The sequence below is a fragment of the Leptospira saintgironsiae genome (genome assembly GCF_002811765.1).
GTDB classification, from domain to species: domain Bacteria; phylum Spirochaetota; class Leptospiria; order Leptospirales; family Leptospiraceae; genus Leptospira_B; species Leptospira_B saintgironsiae.
Genome location: NZ_NPDR01000017.1, coordinates 1 through 15,787 on the forward strand (window position 1 = coordinate 1; position 15,787 = coordinate 15,787).

Annotated in this window: 20 protein-coding genes; 1 reads left to right on the plus strand and 19 read right to left on the minus strand. The window is 36.8% G+C overall.

Translation table 11 applies throughout. From position 1 onward, the window contains the following. Positions 1–199 precede the first annotated feature (199 nt). The 7 genes from CH362_RS18655 to CH362_RS18695 all read right to left on the minus strand — a co-directional run bounded on the left by CH362_RS18655 (position 200) and on the right by CH362_RS18695 (position 6,011). Positions 200–1,150: a hypothetical protein gene (locus CH362_RS18655; protein ID WP_100711829.1), complete on the minus strand. Its 951-nt coding sequence runs from the start codon at positions 1,148–1,150 to the stop codon at positions 200–202. 181 nt (positions 1,151–1,331) lie between these two features. Then, positions 1,332–2,324: a hypothetical protein gene (locus CH362_RS18665; RefSeq protein ID WP_165780296.1), complete on the minus strand. Its 993-nt coding sequence runs from the start codon at positions 2,322–2,324 to the stop codon at positions 1,332–1,334. A 137-nt stretch (positions 2,325–2,461) separates the two neighbouring features. After that, positions 2,462–2,785 carry a type II toxin-antitoxin system PemK/MazF family toxin gene (locus CH362_RS18670; RefSeq protein ID WP_100711832.1) on the minus strand — a complete coding sequence of 108 codons (324 nt, stop codon included), beginning with the start codon at positions 2,783–2,785 and terminating at the stop codon, positions 2,462–2,464. Further along, positions 2,779–3,027: an AbrB/MazE/SpoVT family DNA-binding domain-containing protein gene (locus tag CH362_RS18675; protein ID WP_100711833.1), complete on the minus strand. Its 249-nt coding sequence runs from the start codon at positions 3,025–3,027 to the stop codon at positions 2,779–2,781. Before CH362_RS18675 ends, CH362_RS18670 begins: the two co-directional genes overlap by 7 nt. A gap of 1,161 nt (positions 3,028–4,188) precedes the next feature. Beyond that, on the minus strand, positions 4,189–4,605 hold the full coding sequence (locus CH362_RS18680) for a type II toxin-antitoxin system VapC family toxin (protein WP_100711834.1): 417 nt from the start codon (positions 4,603–4,605) through the stop codon (positions 4,189–4,191). Continuing rightward, entirely contained in the window at positions 4,583–4,843 is a 261-nt protein-coding gene (locus tag CH362_RS18685) for a ribbon-helix-helix protein, CopG family (protein ID WP_100711835.1), read from the minus strand. Before CH362_RS18685 ends, CH362_RS18680 begins: the two co-directional genes overlap by 23 nt. A gap of 247 nt (positions 4,844–5,090) precedes the next feature. After that, on the minus strand, positions 5,091–6,011 hold the full coding sequence (locus CH362_RS18695; protein WP_100711848.1) for a DUF4238 domain-containing protein: 921 nt from the start codon (positions 6,009–6,011) through the stop codon (positions 5,091–5,093). Between the two features lie 492 nt (positions 6,012–6,503). Here CH362_RS18695 and CH362_RS19545 point away from each other — a divergent pair, with 492 nt between their 5' ends. Continuing rightward, positions 6,504–6,563, plus strand: a complete 60-nt coding sequence (locus tag CH362_RS19545) for a TraY domain-containing protein (protein WP_108930322.1) — start codon at positions 6,504–6,506, stop codon at positions 6,561–6,563. A 54-nt stretch (positions 6,564–6,617) separates the two neighbouring features. Here the strand turns inward: CH362_RS19545 and CH362_RS18700 are convergent, their stop codons facing one another. The 12 genes from CH362_RS18700 to CH362_RS18765 form a co-directional block, all read right to left on the minus strand. Beyond that, positions 6,618–6,917 carry a helix-turn-helix domain-containing protein gene (locus CH362_RS18700; protein WP_100711837.1) on the minus strand — a complete coding sequence of 100 codons (300 nt, stop codon included), beginning with the start codon at positions 6,915–6,917 and terminating at the stop codon, positions 6,618–6,620. Further along, the gene (locus tag CH362_RS18705; RefSeq protein WP_208859621.1) at positions 6,914–7,249 is read right to left on the minus strand and encodes a type II toxin-antitoxin system RelE/ParE family toxin; all 336 of its coding nucleotides are present in this window, start codon (positions 7,247–7,249) and stop codon (positions 6,914–6,916) included. The genes CH362_RS18700 and CH362_RS18705 overlap by 4 nt, the downstream gene beginning before the upstream one ends. 218 nt (positions 7,250–7,467) lie before the next feature. After that, positions 7,468–7,986 (minus strand): hypothetical protein, encoded by a 519-nt coding sequence (locus tag CH362_RS18710; protein WP_100711838.1) that lies wholly within the window; start codon positions 7,984–7,986, stop codon positions 7,468–7,470. A 961-nt stretch (positions 7,987–8,947) separates the two neighbouring features. Further along, entirely contained in the window at positions 8,948–9,289 is a 342-nt protein-coding gene (locus CH362_RS18720; protein WP_100711840.1) for a type II toxin-antitoxin system PemK/MazF family toxin, read from the minus strand. Further along, positions 9,276–9,524: a ChpI protein gene (locus CH362_RS18725; RefSeq protein ID WP_100711841.1), complete on the minus strand. Its 249-nt coding sequence runs from the start codon at positions 9,522–9,524 to the stop codon at positions 9,276–9,278. Before CH362_RS18725 ends, CH362_RS18720 begins: the two co-directional genes overlap by 14 nt. Before the next feature lie 718 nt (positions 9,525–10,242). Next, the gene (locus CH362_RS18730) at positions 10,243–10,578 is read right to left on the minus strand and encodes a HigA family addiction module antitoxin (RefSeq protein ID WP_100711842.1); all 336 of its coding nucleotides are present in this window, start codon (positions 10,576–10,578) and stop codon (positions 10,243–10,245) included. Positions 10,579–10,599: 21 nt separating this feature from the next. Beyond that, positions 10,600–10,881, minus strand: coding sequence for a type II toxin-antitoxin system RelE/ParE family toxin (locus tag CH362_RS18735; protein ID WP_100711850.1), 282 nt, complete (start codon positions 10,879–10,881; stop codon positions 10,600–10,602). Between the two features lie 286 nt (positions 10,882–11,167). Then, positions 11,168–11,923: a toll/interleukin-1 receptor domain-containing protein gene (locus CH362_RS18740; protein ID WP_100711843.1), complete on the minus strand. Its 756-nt coding sequence runs from the start codon at positions 11,921–11,923 to the stop codon at positions 11,168–11,170. Between the two features lie 188 nt (positions 11,924–12,111). Continuing rightward, positions 12,112–12,735 (minus strand): YiiX family permuted papain-like enzyme, encoded by a 624-nt coding sequence (locus tag CH362_RS18745; RefSeq protein ID WP_100711851.1) that lies wholly within the window; start codon positions 12,733–12,735, stop codon positions 12,112–12,114. A gap of 184 nt (positions 12,736–12,919) precedes the next feature. Continuing rightward, positions 12,920–13,891: a hypothetical protein gene (locus tag CH362_RS18750; RefSeq protein ID WP_100711844.1), complete on the minus strand. Its 972-nt coding sequence runs from the start codon at positions 13,889–13,891 to the stop codon at positions 12,920–12,922. Positions 13,892–14,072: 181 nt separating this feature from the next. Continuing rightward, entirely contained in the window at positions 14,073–14,594 is a 522-nt protein-coding gene (locus CH362_RS18755) for a hypothetical protein (RefSeq protein ID WP_100711845.1), read from the minus strand. Positions 14,595–14,803: 209 nt separating this feature from the next. After that, positions 14,804–15,541: a BA5345 family protein gene (locus tag CH362_RS18765; protein WP_100711847.1), complete on the minus strand. Its 738-nt coding sequence runs from the start codon at positions 15,539–15,541 to the stop codon at positions 14,804–14,806. Positions 15,542–15,787 lie beyond the last annotated feature (246 nt).

Consider the following 15,787-nt stretch of genomic DNA (forward strand, 5'->3'; position numbering starts at 1 on the left):
ATTGAATGAACTAAGACCTTTGACAAGATTATTTTGAAAACTTTCGCCTAACGACCAAGGTGTTCCGACGTTTGCAATGGCGCGAGGCTTGCTCTGCAAGACGAGTGACAGAAGCAAATGTGGCGTAGCCCGAGCGAGAGTTGCGTAAGCAATCTCGAAGCGTAGCGGAAGCACCGATAGTTAGCTGCAGTGGCACGTTCTACAATGACAGCAAAAAATTCAAATCGTTGGAAATTTTGACATTATATTCAGATTCAATTTTTTCCTGCTTTGAATATGAAACTAAGAGCTTTTCAGCTATTACAATATCAACATAAGGCAGAGCACTCGCCAAAAAAGCAAAGTCTTTGATATCGTTTCGATGAGTCTTTTTACTTTTATTTTTGAAGTGTCTCAATTTCAATCTATTGTGTAAATTTAAAGTAGGAACTAATTGTAAGATCGATACTAATCTTTCTTTGTCTTGAATCATTTCTTCAATAACTGTTGCATTGACTCCGATTTGATTAAGAATGTGGGAGAGCCGGTGCTCAATTTCAGAATGAAATGATTTAATTAATAATTTTTCTAATTTATCTTTATCACTTAAATCTGATAGTTCAGCCTTTAAATCTTCTAATTCTGCTATTGAGTTCTGCCATATTTCGCTCAATTTTTCCAAATCTTCTTTTTTGTATCCAGAAGATAACATAAAGGAAAATGGATCTGGTAAATTTTCTATATACGCTGCATAATCGAAATTTGGAGATAAAAGTTTCGTGATGGGTCCACCTTCTATCTTCAACTGGCTCGGGTCTATACCCAACAACTCGCAAAAACTGTTTGAGAATGGAGAGTGCTCGGGTGCTGGAATGTCCAATTTTAATGCGATCTGTTTTTGCAATTCAATTAACTGTAGTACAAGATAAGGTCTTATATAGAATCTCCCCCCTATCTCTAACATTGTATCTATTAAGTTTTTTCTTTGAACAGGATCACGAATTGCAAAAACTTCCATATAATGAACGCTTGAAAGAGGAAATTTCCATTCGCCAGTCGAGACTTTTTCTTTTATCTTTTGATAAACCTCTTGATATTTCTGTCCCTCAGGACTACCAGATCTGACTCTTGCAAGATCAATCCATTTGTTTTGGTCTAGATAGATTATCATACAAGATAGCATTGCCATTGCAGCTAACGACCAAGGCTTGACGACGTTTCGCGAGTCCGAAGGACTTGGCGCGAGACTTGCTCTGCAAGGCGAGTGACAAAGCGAAATGTGCCGGAGGCCAAGCGAGAGTTGCGAAGCAATCTCGAATCGCTGCGTCAGAGCCGATAGTTATGCGACGGTATTAACGTAATAAAAGAGATTGTAATAGATTAACTATTCGGAAGTTGAGTTTAAACAATTGTTCAAACAAATATGGAATTAAATAATCATATGTCATGACTAGAGGAAGTCCGAAAATTAACGTCAATGCTGCATTATTAAGAACAGATTCAACAAAGTCAGATATTCCCAGACAATAATAATTATATGCGTAAACCCCTGAGCATATTACTGTAAATGAGTATATTGTTTGTACCGACATCTCATAATTGAGAATTGGGACCGTTTTTGTTCTGTTTGCATAACTTGTTAATTGTAGCTCTCCTGGTTCTATATTGCTTTTATAACTTGCTGAAATAGTAATCCCGAAAAGCAATTTTGAAGCAAAATAGAGAACCGCATTGATCAAGTTAAAGGGTGAAACAATAATATAGCACAAAGATCTTTGAATCTTTTTTCTTGCTATAAATAGACTAGTTACGTTCTTTATATGAAAATCATATAATTCTGCAAATAAGTTGGTAGGCAAAATCTCTTTATTATTCAAATATAATTTTTTAACTTTTAAATCAATTTCGACAACAAAATGCCTTGGGATGGGCGAAGGAGTCTTATTCGATTCTGCAAGTGATTCTTTTGTTGGACAGTCTTCTTGTTCAAAATTATAGAACGGATACTTCGATATAAACTTGCTGAATTTCGATGCTGCTACGTATATTTGATATCTTCCACTCTGCTCATCAGGGTCAAGATGATATAAGCCAACTTTGAATAGACATACTTCATCAGGATTTCCTTTTCTATCTAAAGGTGGTTTAAACTTCAAATTTTGTTCGTATGGCTTTTGAATACTAAACCCTGGCACGTCATTCAAATATGGATGCAAATCAAAATACTTGGATCGATCGTTAATGACATCTGCAAAAATTTCTAAGATATCTTTTTGAGTTATTTTATTAATAAAAACCATTTTTAATACTGTCGCATAACGACCAAGGTGTTCCGACGTTCGCAACGGCACGAGTTTGCTCTGCAAACGAAATGACGGAAGCGAATGTGGCGAAGCCCAAGCGAGTGAGTCGCGAACGCGATCTCCGAGCGTAGCGGAAGCACCGACAGTTATACGCCGGTTTTTAACTTTCAGAGAAAGCTTTAGTCTACCAGCATTTCTTGGATAACTTGTTTAACTTTGGTAACAGTCTTTGATTCAATCTTACCGAGCTTTTTAATCAAACGAACCTTATCAACTGTTCGGATTTGATCTAAAACTATCCAACCCTTCTTACTTTGAAACGTTAACTCAATTCTTGTTGGATATGCATGAGATTTGGTAGTCATCGGTGCAATAATAACCGTACTAATGAACTTATTCATTTCATTCGGTGATATTATAACACACGGTCTTGATTTTTTGATTTCATGTCCGATTGTTGGATCTAAGTTAATCAGATAAACTTCGTATTGAGAAACTACCATTCCCAATCCTTAGCGGATAAATTTATAGAATCTGGAATAAGCAATTTATCTTCTTTTCTTTCAGACATTACTTTAAACTGTTTTTCCCAACCATCTCTAGGCTTGGCTTTTAGAGGAACTATAATGATTTTATTCTTATCGATAAGTAAATCTACTTCTTCCTCAATATGGCATTCTTCCAAAACAGCTTTAGGTATTCTTATACCTTTTGAATTACCTATTTTGACTACAGAAGCTCTCATAGTAATTACTATGTAATTACAGGCGATTTTGTCAACGAAAATCTTATTTTTATATAGACTATTAAAGCTGCTTTTCCTTTATTTTCTATAAAACAAGACCTTTAAAAACTGGCGTATAACGACCAAGGTGTTCCGACGTTTGCAATGGCACGAGTTTGCTCATGCAAACGAAGTGACAGAAGCAAATGTGGCGAAGCCCGAGCGAGTGAGTCGCGAAAGCGATCTCCGAGCGGAGCGGAAGCACCGAAAGTTAGGCAGCAGTATCGCCCCTAACACATTGCACCCAAGCCCTACTCTACGAAATCCTCAAATAGAATAAAAGCAATTAGTGGCTAATTTACTTTCACAATATAAAAGTAGCGAACCCTTTTCGCAGGATCCAATAAAAGATAGATTCAAGTAGTTCTGATACATTCCGAATATTCTGCAAAACATTTCAGTCTACGATATAAAGCAAGAAAAGGGAGAAAAGCGGTCTAACCTAAAATAGATCTTGATTCGGCTCTAAGGTAAAATCTAAAACTTATATAATAAAAAAAAAGAGAAAATCGCGATATTGCGCCTAACGACCAAGGTGTTCCGACGTTTGCAATGGCGCGAGGCTTGCTATGCAAGACGAGTGACAGACGCAAATGTGGCGTAGCCCGAGCGAGAGTTGCGTAATCAATCTCGAAGCGTAGCGGAAGCACCGATAGTTAGGCGCAGTATCGCCCCTAACACGATGCACCCAAGCCCTACTCTATAAAATCCTCAAATAGAATAAAAGCAATTAGTGGCTAATTTGCTTTCACATTATAAAAGTAGCGAACCCTTTTCGCAGGATCCAACAAAAGGTAGATGCAAGTAGTTCTGATCGATTCCAAACATTCTGCAAAACATTTCAGCCTACGATATAAAACAAGAAAAGGGAGAAAAGCGGTGGAAACTTAAAGTGAATCTTAATTCGGCTCTAAGGTAAAATCTAAAACTTATATAATAAAAAGAAAATCGCGATATTGCGCCTAACGACCAAGGCTTGACGACGTTTCGCGAGTCCGAAGGACTTGGCGCGAGGCTTGCCCTGCAAGGCGAGTGACAAAGCGAAATGTGCCGAAGGCCAAGCGAGGGTGCGAAGCAGCCCGAAGCGATGCGTCAGAGCCGATAGTTATACGCTGGGCTGGCCTAATTCTTATATAAATTTGTTAAATATTTGCCTTTTAAAGTCTTATAGATAGAAAAATCCGAATCTATACTGATAATATTATAGATCCCTTCTCTCTCTGCAATGCACATTAAAGATGCATCTGCTAAGTCCATCGGTAAATCCGAATATTTTTGCATCCGGCTTTTGATATATTTTAGATCATCTAATGTTATATCTAAAATCTGCAGACTTCCTCGCTCTATCCATTCTAAAAAGTCTGATTGAGCATCTATTGAAAATGAAAGTAAATAGATGACCTCAGTTATTACAGGCCAAGTAGTAAATAAGGAACCTTTAAAACCTTTTATAAATTTGAAAACTGATTTATGATAATCATCTGAAGAATTGAATAATGCTATAATTGGACCAGAATCAACGAGTGCGACGTTTTTCATTCTTGCCCTTTAATGTTTTATTTAAGATGCTTTTTCTATTTTGAGCTAATTTCTGATTATTAGCTGAATATTTACCAAATAGATCTTCACCTAATTCAAAAGGAGTTTTGCTTGAACTATGATTCTTTATATATTCGAGAATTGATTCTTTTACGATCTCGGAGCGACTTTTGCCTTTAGATTTTGCAAAGGAGTCCAACTTTCTCTCTAAATCTGGCGGTATTCTTAAACTAATCACAAATACAATGTATCACACTTAAGTATTACATACAAGAATTTTATACAATTATACTTAAAAAGTTGATTTTGCCAGCCTTGCGTATAACGACCAAGGGTTGGCGACGTTTCGCGAGTCCGTAAGGACTTGGCGCGAGACTTGCCCAGCAAGACGAGTGACAAAGCGAAATGTGGCGGAGCCTGGAGCGAGAGTCGCAAAGCGATCTCGAAGCGTAACGCCAACTCGAAAGTTATGCGCAGTGTTGCAATTATACAGAATTACGATCAACAACTTTCAGAATTTCAGTAAGAACGTCTGGTATTGAGCGAGGTGAAAACATAAATTTAATATCTGAAGAAACCCATTGTAGATAGTTTAATTCATGAGCATTGCTTTCAGATATAGGATAGTATTGCCAATGTGGTTTGTCGATCAAATCATCAATTATAAAGGCACGATATGGAGATATGGGGAATATAATTTTTGTATCCGGTCTATTGATACCTTTATTTTTATCATTCAAAATTAGAATGGGACTATCGCTCGTTATAAGAGATGGCTTATCACAATGAACAATCGACCATCTTTTTTTCAGCAATTGCTCAGCCAAACGCATTATGTTTTCTTTCGCACTGTCGAGAAAAGAATTCTTTAATTCCGTAGAGTTTTGATTTCTATATGAATCATACTCCTTAAAATCTAATTCCAATTCTGTGCCGGATATTTCAAGGGTCACCTTATCTGATTCTTTTTTAACTTCATCAAGTATATTAACTATTCTTTTATGAAGTTTTTCCCAATCAGAAAATTGAATTGGATGTCTCACTAACATTAAACCAAGGAAAAGAGAAAATCCTTTTTTATAAGCATCAGATTTACTAAAGTCGAAATTACCATAAGCTAAAGTTTCCCATATTTGGCTCATTAATCCTTCAACTTCTGAAAATTCCGATTCAAGAGTCGTATCTTTGCTATCTCCGAATATTTTAGAGTATAAATCGTTCTTGGCAGCAACAGCGCGGATACCGGTTTTAAATTCCGGTTTGTCAGTACCGCTTCTCTGAAAGCACCATATTTCCGGACTTTTCGTTCCTATAGAATCTGGTACAGCAAAGTATTCTAAATAAAATTGCGGTACCCAATGATGTCTTCTTGGTATATTATTCATATTTATTGCAACATTGCGCATAACGACCAAGGTGTTCCGACGTTTGCAATGGCACGAGGCTTGCTATGCAAGACGAGTGACAGAAGCAAATGTGGCGTAGCCCGAGCGAGTGAGTCGCGAAAGCGATCTCCGAGCGGAGCGGAAGCACCGATAGTTAGGCAGCAGTATCGCCCCTAACACATTGCACCCAAGCCCTACTCTATGAAATCCTCAGATAGAATAAAAGCAATTAGTGATTAATTCACTTTCAAAGTATAAAAGTAGCGAACCCTTTTCGCAGGATTCAACAAAAGATATATTCAAGTAGTTCTGATAGATTCCAGATATTCTGCAAAACATTTCAGCCTACGATATAAGGCAAGAAAAGGGAGAAAAGCGGTCTAACCTAAAGTAGATCTTGCTTCGGCTATAAGCTCTACGGTAAAATTCAAAACTTATATAATAAAAAATAAAAGAAATTCGCGATATTGCGCCTAACGACCAAGGTGTTCCGACGTTTGCAATGGCACGAGTTTGCTCTGCAAACGAAGTGACAGAAGCAAATGTGGCGAAGCCCGAGCGAGAGTTGCGTAAGCAAGCTCGAAGCGTAGCGGAAGCACCGATAGTTATACGAAGTGGCTGGTTAAATTAAGCACCTTTACTTTTTAGATGAATAACGGGTTCCGCATCTAATGCTTTAGCTAAACGATTAATAAAAGAAAGCGATAAATTCCTATAATTTCCTGACTCAATTCTTGCAATTGCAGGCTGAGATGTGCCTATCTTTTCCGCTAAATCTTTCTGAGTTAGATTTCTTTTTTTACGAAGTTTAATAATCTCTTTGGCAAGAGTAAATTCATTGGAAAGAGCATCATATTCTTTCTTAAAATCTTTATTCTTAAGTTCTTTATTTAAAAGCAAACCAAAGTCTTTAGTCTTAAGTTTCATGCTCCATCTCCCTTATAAGTTTTCATTAACTTGAAAGCTTTAGTTAATTCATCTTTATCAGTTTTCTGATCTTTTTTTACAAAACCAGAAGTTATTATAACGACTCTACCTTTTTCGAAAAAATAGAATAACCTGCAAATATTGGAACCTTGTTTAATTCTTAACTCAAACAATCCAGTATAGCCCTGGATCTTCTTAGAAAAAGGTTCTCTAAGTTCAGGTCCAAATTCTGCTAATAATTCAATAGTTCTGAATGCTTTTGCTTTTAATTTGTTCTCCAGCTTTAACAAGAAATCTTCAGCAGGTTCCAAAAGCTGGATTTTGAACTTCACATTGTCAATATATCAGATTTGATATACTTTGTCAATTCTTGTAAAAAGTAAATTTCCAGCCATTTCGTATAACGACCAAGGTGCTCCGACGTTTGCGATGGCACGAGTTTGCCAATGCAAACGAAGTGACTGAAGCAAATGTGCCGAAGGCCAAGCGAGTGAGTTGCGAAGCAAGCTCCGAGCGGCGCGGAGGCACCGATAGTTATGCGTAGTAACGCTTAGATTATAGGTCTTTTCTTTATTAATTCTTTTATGACATTCAGATCGCTATTAGAATAATCTACATCATATGCGATCTCACCTGAATAAAAGCGAACCGATAAACTATTAGCATTTAGAATATCATTCTGAAGCTCATTTGTAACGAAAAACTCGCCAGAACGTATTGATAAATCCAATAACTCGGTTGCTGCAATTTTGTTAGCTGTTAATTTTATATTTATCTTTTTGCTATCAATTTTAAGAAATATAGAACTTGAAAACCTTTGTTGACCGCCAACCAAAGTCTTAGCAGAAATTGCGCATCTAATAACTCCTGCTGAATTTGAATCAAATGACTTTGTAAAATTTAAGAATAAAGTCTTAGCTCCTTTAGCTGTGCTTTCAGAATTTGCGTATACTTCTAATGTTAAAGTCGATGAATTTTTAAAATCATCTTTTACTTCTTTAATTACCCCATATTGGGAAGAGCATTTTGAAATAAATAGGAAAATTGAAATTAATAATATTTTTCTCATAATAAGGTCTACCTATTACTTTTCGTCAGTATCATTCAAGCGTTATTACGCATAACGACCAAGGTGTTCCGACGTTTGCAATGGCACGAGTTTGCTCATGCAAACGAAGTGACAGACGCAAATGTGCCGAAGGCCAAGCAAGGGTTGCGTAGCAATCCCGAAGCGCTGCGGAAGCACCGATAGTTAGTCGCCGTGCCCTAAAATGTTATTTCTTCGCTAAAAAATCATCTATACATGATCGTAAAATCGAATAGTCAATTTTTGGATTACCTTTTGGTATAAGTATAGCTTGCATAGATGAAATATATAAATATATAAATATATATGAGAAGCTGACTCTTTCAAAGCTTTAATATCATTTGGCTCAAAGGTTGATGAGCTATTTGCCATCTTGATATTAATGCGATCTCCAGAAATAGCAATCTCCCTCTCTCCTAACAATATCGAATTATCATAATCTTTTAGCATTCGCCGAGTTGAAAGTTTAATTAAAAGAGGGGTTACCAAATGCAACATTAGTAATAGTAAAAAGCTAAGTATCCATAGGAGAATAAAGTCATATAAAGATGCTTTCTGGACAATTGAAACAATAATCATAAAAATGGCTAAGGCTAATGAAGTAATCCAGTATAGATTTCGACGCCACCAAAATGATGATGCAGTTTTATAATGATAAACATTAAACCCTATAATGTCAGCTTCGCTAAGTGTGAAACTAATTACGAACGTAGGTCTCATTTTCTTCCTAATATTTTATTTGCGACTATCTCGCCAAATTTCGTCAGAAAGGCGATTAATTTTTGGGCATGGCGCCTAACGACCAAGGTGTTCCGACGTTTGCGATGGCACGAGTTTGCTTATGCAAACGAAGTGACTGAAGCAAATGTGGCGTAGCCCGAGCAAGGGTTGCGTAGCAATCCTGCAGCGCTGCGGAAGCACCGAAAGTTATACGCAGTGCCCGTTAATTAAGGCCTATAACTAATTTTAATCCTTCTTCAACATCAGCCATCTTACTTGATTTCAATTTACCAACTTTATCAAGAAATCTTTCCCTATCTAAAGTTACTATCTGAGATACATTTACAACGGACTCTTTTGAAAGATTAGAATCTTTTTTAGATAGCAGTACATTGCCCGGAGCTTCAGCTAAATTTAAATTTGATGTAATTGATACAACAATTACTGTATTAATATTACTCTCGTTAAAAGAATCATCTTGTACAATTAGAACTGGACGTTTAAAGCCTGGCTCACTACCAAATGGGATTCCTAAATCCACCCACCAAATCTCACCACGAATCATTCTTTAAACTCTTACGAAGAAATTCGACAGACAAATTAGAAATATTTTCTTCTAAACTACCCTTCTCTTTGAGATAGATTTTATTTAGTCTTTCCGTTACGGATTCTTTACTATGTAATTGAATAAATTCTTCTAATGCTTTAGCAAAAAGCTGACTTCTAGGAATCCCTAATCTTTTCGCGGTCTTCTCTGCAGTTTTGAATAAGTCATCGGGAATTGAAACAGCAGTCTTCATACAATCGGTATAACCCAGGTTATACCTAAGTCAATTAAAAATTCTACCTATTTTTAAAGAAATTAGTCTCTTTTAAAAAGAAAGATTATAGGGCATTGCGTATAACGACCAAGGTGTTCCGACGTTTGCAATGGCGCGAGGCTTGCTATGCAAGACGAGTGACAGACGCAAATGTGGCGAAGCCCGAGCGAGTGAGTCGCGAAGCGATCTCCGAGCGGAGCGGAAGCACCGATAGTTAGGCAGCAGTATCGCTCCTAACACATTGCACCCAAGCCCTACTCTATGAAATCCTCAAATAGAATAAAAGCAATTAGTGGCAAATTTACTTTCAAATTATAAAAGTAGCGAACCCTTTTCGCAGGATTCAACAAAAGATAGATGCAAGTAGTTCCGATCGATTCCTAACATTCTTAAAAACATTTCAGCCTACGATATAAAGCAAGAAAAGGGAGAAAAGCGGTCTAACCTAAAGTAGATCTTGGATTTGGTCGGCTCTAAGGTAAAATCTAAAACTTATATAATAAAAATAAAAGAAAATCGCGATATTGCGCCTAACGACCAAGGTGTTCCGACGTTTGCAATGGCACGAGTTTGCTCATGCAAACGAAGTGACAGAAGCAAATGTGGCGAAGCCCGAGCGAGTGAGTCGCGAAAGCGATCTCCGAGCGGAGCGGAAGCACCGAAAGTTAGGCGTAGTAAACCTTGAGTTTAAGAAAAGTTAAGCCACGGATGGCGTTTTAACTTTCTTCGCCGAATTATTTTTAGCCGTGTATTTCTTAATCTTAGATAATTGGCTATGAATCTTTCTTTCAGCCTCTAAAAGATCATAATCATTCTGCAATCCTAACCAGAACTGAGGAGGAAGATCAAAATATTTACCTAATTTTAAAGCATAATTTGCTGAAATACTTCGTTTACCATGCATGATTTCACTTAGCCGAGATTGAGGAATTCCGGTATCCTTATAAAGTTGATACGCACTTAAACCTAAAGGTTTAAGGAACTCTTCATTTAATATATCTCCAGGATGTGGGTTCTTAATCCATTTCTTCATAAACAAACACAAACAATCCAATTAATGATAATCAACAATTTCAACATCATAGGCATCTTGTTCATGCCATCTAAAGCAGATTCGCCATTGATCGTTTATTCTTATGCTATACTGCCCTTTTCTATTTCCTGAAAGTAACTCTAATTTATTGCCTGGCGGTGATTTTAGATTTTCAACACTTTGAGAGTTGTTGATCATCCTCAATTTTCTAAGAGCTATTTCTGAAATCTGATTTGGAATCGATTTAACAAATAAGCCTTTCCAGACTTTTTCTGTGTCTTTGTTTTCGAAACTTTTGATCAATTTACTAATACTTACATAAAATGTAAGTATTGTCAATCTAAATAATCAATAAAAATGCTCTCAGAAAACCCGGACATGGATGTCCGGGATGCATTAGAATAATCTACAAGGTTTATTACGTCTAACGACCAAGGCTTGACGACGTTTCGCGAGTGCGCAAGCACTTGGCGCGAGGCTTGCTACCGCAAGACGAGTGACAAAGCGAAATGTGGCGTAGCCCAAGCAAGAGTCGCGCAGCGATCTCGAAGCGCAGCGTCAGAGCCGATAGTTAGACGCAGTGGCGAAATTATTCAACTGATTCCATATACTGATTTTTTAAAGATAATGTATTTGGATCGTTTGTATGCCTTAAAGTTTTGGTTTGCGGGTCGTATGCAAATATGCTAAAAATCTTGTCTTCTGAATTTTTGATAATTAATCTTTCATTCTTTATTTCCCAAGTATTTTCATTCTGATTCCTACCTCTTCCTATCGTTCCGTCTGGAGAGAATATAATATCCTTTGATTTCTTCGTTTCAGAATTATATACAAAATTAAATCGCTTATTTACTATTAGATTATATAGGTCATTAGTTGGATTTTGCCCCGATTTCAATTTATTTTCTTTTATAATAAATTCCTTTAAAGAAAGAATGTTTTTCTTAAATCTAATAGATTCTACTCTTTCATTTGATTCATTGCCTTCAAAGAGAAAGGAAATGTCTAATTGCTTATGTATAAAACCTTTTAGATTATTCAGTACCGACTTTTCTGCCACTGGTAGTATATTCAAAGAATCGTTTTTGATTTCCTTAAAAGCATTTGCATACCCAATCTCCTGGTTTATCCACTGTTCAGAAATAGATTGCCTCGTAAGAATTGGAACAAAATAGTTTGATTCCTTTATTCCATCCGTGACTTTTTTCGTTAGTGATATCATTTCGGATTTATTATTGGCAATGATGATTAATTCAATTTCCGGTGCATTTGAGAATACCTGCTGAATTAATTTTATCTTTTTTCTATCTTTTTCCGAATAACTGATAAATAGTTTAATTTTCATATTACCTATAGAATTTAATAGCCATTGCGTCTAACGACCAAGGCTTGGCGACGTTTCGCGAGTGCGAAGCACTTGGCACGAAGCTTGCCATGCAAGATGAGTGACAAAGCGAAATGTGGCGGAGCCTGGAGCGAGGGCGCGTAAGCGTCCCGAAGCGTAACGCCAAGCCGAAAGTTAGACGTAGTTGCCTAATTATAACTGATTATAGTAACCAATTCCGCTGAATTAAACATATCAACAGGAGAAATTACCGGTTCAGAGTAGGGAATATTATTCCCATACCGCTTTTTCATTAAATACTGCACTTTTGATGATGATAGATCAAAATCTTTCAAAGTCTTTAAATCACCTAATTTCTTACCTGTAAATTTATCATACAATTTCCAGATTAATTCAGTACAGTAAATACGATCATCTTGCCAGCCAAAATAAATATCATAGTGTCGACCTAACAGAGAATCTCCATATTGTTTCATTTCTTGAATTTTACTATTAGTTAATACTTTTTCGCGATCTTTAAGGCGCTTGATAACATAGTGATTCTTCCGGCCTCTTTTAATAAAAGTAGACAAAGGAGTAATTCTTACAGGTTCAATTGCTTCAAGAACTTTATAATCATTACCGTATTTAAAAATAATTCCCACATGTGTGTATCGTGATTTAGTCGCTGCTTTAATTGCTTTGGCTTGTTCAGAATTTGATTCGTGGAAAATAATATCCCCTTCCATTAAATCAGAAGATTTAATCTGCTCAGCTTTCAAGTCCCAGAAAGACATAAATAGAATTACTATTAGGAAAAGTGTCTTATTCATTTTTTCTTCTTTAATTATATTTTTAGGCAATTACGTCTAACGACCAAGGTGTTCCGACGTTTGCAATGGCACGAGTTTGCTTATGCAAACGAAGTGACAGAAGCAAATGTGGCGAAGCCCGAGCGAGAGTTGCGTAAGCAAGCTCGAAGCGCTGCGGAAGCACCGATAGTTAGACGACGTTCCATTATGCTAAATACTCGGCAGCTTCATTCATTTTTGCGGTAAAGTCTCTTAAGTCGAATTTTTCTCGAAAAAGATTTTCCCTTAGGATCTTATTATCATCTTTCCAAAAGTTTTCTATATTGTTATCACTGAATTCTATTAACTTAGTTTGATCCAAGAGGATTGTCTTTATACAGTACCGTGCGATTCCTTCTACAATAACACAAAGTTTTTCCACATCTCTTCCGCTGAGATGAGATAATCCCTTTAAAGAATCATGCATATGTTCTACATTACTTCGAATAGAATAAATATCGTTTATTAACGTATGATACTCAGTCCCAATGAATAATTCTGTCTTTGATTTGAATTGACGACCAGTTTCGCCTTTAGTTGGGACTATGAAACTCTCTAATGATCTTACGTAATTATGAATACGATCTTCCGCAAAGAAAGTATTAATCCCATTAATAAAACTTCTTATACCTCTCTGAATTCGTGAATGGGATTTTGTGGCTAAAAAGTTTTTTAAAGTCGCAAATATATCTCTTAATTCGGAGATATTGCTTTCTTCTATTAAAAATTCAGGAGTAACATGGTTAATTCCCGGCTTCTGCAGAGAAGAAACAGTTTGAACTTTCAGATTCCCATCTATCATTGCACCGGAGATAATAAATGGAGGATAGTCACAATTAAACCCTGCAACTAATAGCAAGGCATTAAAACATAGATGAGCCAAATTGCTTAAATCTTCATTATCTGAATCAATTACATTCGGATCTTTCACTTCTTTTTGAATTATAATATTTAGATTCGATAACTTAAGCCTTTCAGATTGTATCTCCCCCATCCAATTCTTCCACAAACTATCAATTTCTACAAACTGTTTAGTCAAGAGCGTGAGATTTGGAGCAATCTGATATGATGGCTTGCGCAATCTGTGACCTGCTCCATACACACTAACCAATGCAAACTTTTCCTTATTCTTGAGCATATTTTATGGAATGTCGTCTAACGACCAAGGTGTTCCGACGTTTGCGATGGCGCGAGGCTTGCTTTGCAAGACGAGTGACTGAAGCAAATGTGGCGTAGCCCAAGCGAGAGTTGCGTAGCAAGCTCGAAGCGAAGCGGAAGCACCGATAGTTAGACGCTGTGATGCAATATACTAAGATGCTTTATCCTAACTTCATGTCTTGTATAAATTGAAAGATTGCCGAAGATGCAATGTTGGAAAAATATGGATGATATAGAATTGATTCAAGCTGCTTTCTAAATTCCGAAACACCATCTTTTCCTTCTTCCTCGCCCATTTTTTCTGAGATAGCTTTAAACAATTCACCAATAGTAATATTATTGTAAATATTTCCTATTGCCAATTGTCCTATATTACTCCCGGAGATTGTTACAGGATGTATGGGCTTATTAGGGCTATCAACTGACTTCCAATTTGTAATAACGAGATCTTTGTTTTGAGTTTCAAACACTTTTGCCTCGTACCACTCATTTAATGAAATCTCTGGATAACTTGCACCATTCGGTGTTGGTGCAGTTTTTTTAAAGAAGAGTTCTTTTCCGAATTCCTTTGCCTCTTCTCCAAACTTCCTCCTTAGGCGGATTCCTTTTTGTTGAGCAGAACCCATAGCAATCATCGCTATTTCTTCATCCAAATCTTTAGAATATAGAGTAAATATAGACATATCTTGATGCTCCTGAAGTCGAAAAAGAATATTACTTTGAACGAGAATATATTTGCATCATTGCGTCTAACGACCAAGGCTTGACGACGTTTCGCGAGTCCGAAGGACTTGGCGCGAGGTTTGCTCAGCAAAACGAGTGACAAAGCGAAATGTGCCGAAGGCCAAGCGAAGGTGCGAAGCATCCTGAAGCGCTGCGTCAGAGCCGATAGTTAGCCGCCGTTACTCGAGTCGTAGTAAAAAATTGTAGGCCCGTTCTTTACCCTAGTTTTTTCATCCTTTACTTGATTCTTATATAAATTCAGTGAATGGTACAATGTAGTTTCGACAAATCGATTTAGATTCGTAACAGTAAACTGATAGCTTGAACAATGAAACCATAAGGCAAGAAAAAATAAAGCGATGGCCATCGCTATAAATCCGCAGTGCGGTATCCAAGGATAGATATTGAAGCAAAGATAGTATAATAAATAACTTATTGTAAAGATTCCGGCAAAGATCAAAGAAACGAGGGTTGCTCCATTTCCATGCATCAAATCGGTTAAAGAGTCATTTCTACTATTAACTTTTTCCAAACCTTGATCGTCGCTCCTCAAACGATGCCAAATAATATTTAAGACACGCCATAATTCTTCTTCATTACTTAATTCTTTTAAATCTTCCGCTTTGAAATCAACCAACCCATGCGTACGCAAACGAATAAAATAATCTCGATAAGTCACTTTCGGATAAATAGGCAGTCTCCAGAATAATAAATGATGAACTGAACTTATTACAAAACCTATACCGACTGAAAAGGAAGCAAAAAGAGTAAGGTTAATGTCGGTAAATGATAACTCGTCCATAAAGCTCATGTCTGGTAAAAAAGAAATAGAAATAAGTGTGAAAGAATAACCTGCAAATGTAAAAACTGGAATTATATAGCGAATAATTTTATTAAATTCATTCATAAATTTTAGTCTTTTAAACGAAATTCCGAGTTATGGCGGCTAACGACCAAGGTGTTCCGACGTTTGCGATGGCACGAGTTTGCTTTTGCAAACGAAGTGACAGAAGCAAATGTGGCGTAGCCCGAGCGAGTGGGTCGCGAAGTGATCCCCGAGCGTAGCGGAAGCACCGATAGTTAGGCGACGGCTCTGCAAGTAATACTGAAAAATCGAGCCACGGATGGCGTTATTAATTATTTATGAGCATAA

Excerpts from the sequence above, each read along its gene's own strand:
- CH362_RS18750 (WP_100711844.1), bottom strand. The coding sequence starts at position 13,891 with ATGCTCAAGAATAAGGAAAAGTTTGCATTGGTTAGTGTGTATGGAGCA.
- CH362_RS18740 (WP_100711843.1), bottom strand. The coding sequence starts at position 11,923 with ATGAAAATTAAACTATTTATCAGTTATTCGGAAAAAGATAGAAAAAAG.
- CH362_RS18695 (WP_100711848.1), bottom strand. The coding sequence starts at position 6,011 with ATGCGCAATGTTGCAATAAATATGAATAATATACCAAGAAGACATCAT.
- CH362_RS18730 (WP_100711842.1), bottom strand. The coding sequence starts at position 10,578 with ATGAAGAAATGGATTAAGAACCCACATCCTGGAGATATATTAAATGAA.
- CH362_RS18720 (WP_100711840.1), bottom strand. The coding sequence starts at position 9,289 with ATGATTCGTGGTGAGATTTGGTGGGTGGATTTAGGAATCCCATTTGGT.
- CH362_RS18745 (WP_100711851.1), bottom strand. The coding sequence starts at position 12,735 with ATGAATAAGACACTTTTCCTAATAGTAATTCTATTTATGTCTTTCTGG.
- CH362_RS18765 (WP_100711847.1), bottom strand. The coding sequence starts at position 15,541 with ATGAATGAATTTAATAAAATTATTCGCTATATAATTCCAGTTTTTACA.
- CH362_RS18725 (WP_100711841.1), bottom strand. The coding sequence starts at position 9,524 with ATGAAGACTGCTGTTTCAATTCCCGATGACTTATTCAAAACTGCAGAG.
- CH362_RS18655 (WP_100711829.1), bottom strand. The coding sequence starts at position 1,150 with ATGATAATCTATCTAGACCAAAACAAATGGATTGATCTTGCAAGAGTC.
- CH362_RS18670 (WP_100711832.1), bottom strand. The coding sequence starts at position 2,785 with ATGGTAGTTTCTCAATACGAAGTTTATCTGATTAACTTAGATCCAACA.
- CH362_RS18700 (WP_100711837.1), bottom strand. The coding sequence starts at position 6,917 with ATGAAACTTAAGACTAAAGACTTTGGTTTGCTTTTAAATAAAGAACTT.
- CH362_RS18755 (WP_100711845.1), bottom strand. The coding sequence starts at position 14,594 with ATGTCTATATTTACTCTATATTCTAAAGATTTGGATGAAGAAATAGCG.
- CH362_RS18680 (WP_100711834.1), bottom strand. The coding sequence starts at position 4,605 with ATGAAAAACGTCGCACTCGTTGATTCTGGTCCAATTATAGCATTATTC.
- CH362_RS18710 (WP_100711838.1), bottom strand. The coding sequence starts at position 7,986 with ATGAGAAAAATATTATTAATTTCAATTTTCCTATTTATTTCAAAATGC.
- CH362_RS18675 (WP_100711833.1), bottom strand. The coding sequence starts at position 3,027 with ATGAGAGCTTCTGTAGTCAAAATAGGTAATTCAAAAGGTATAAGAATA.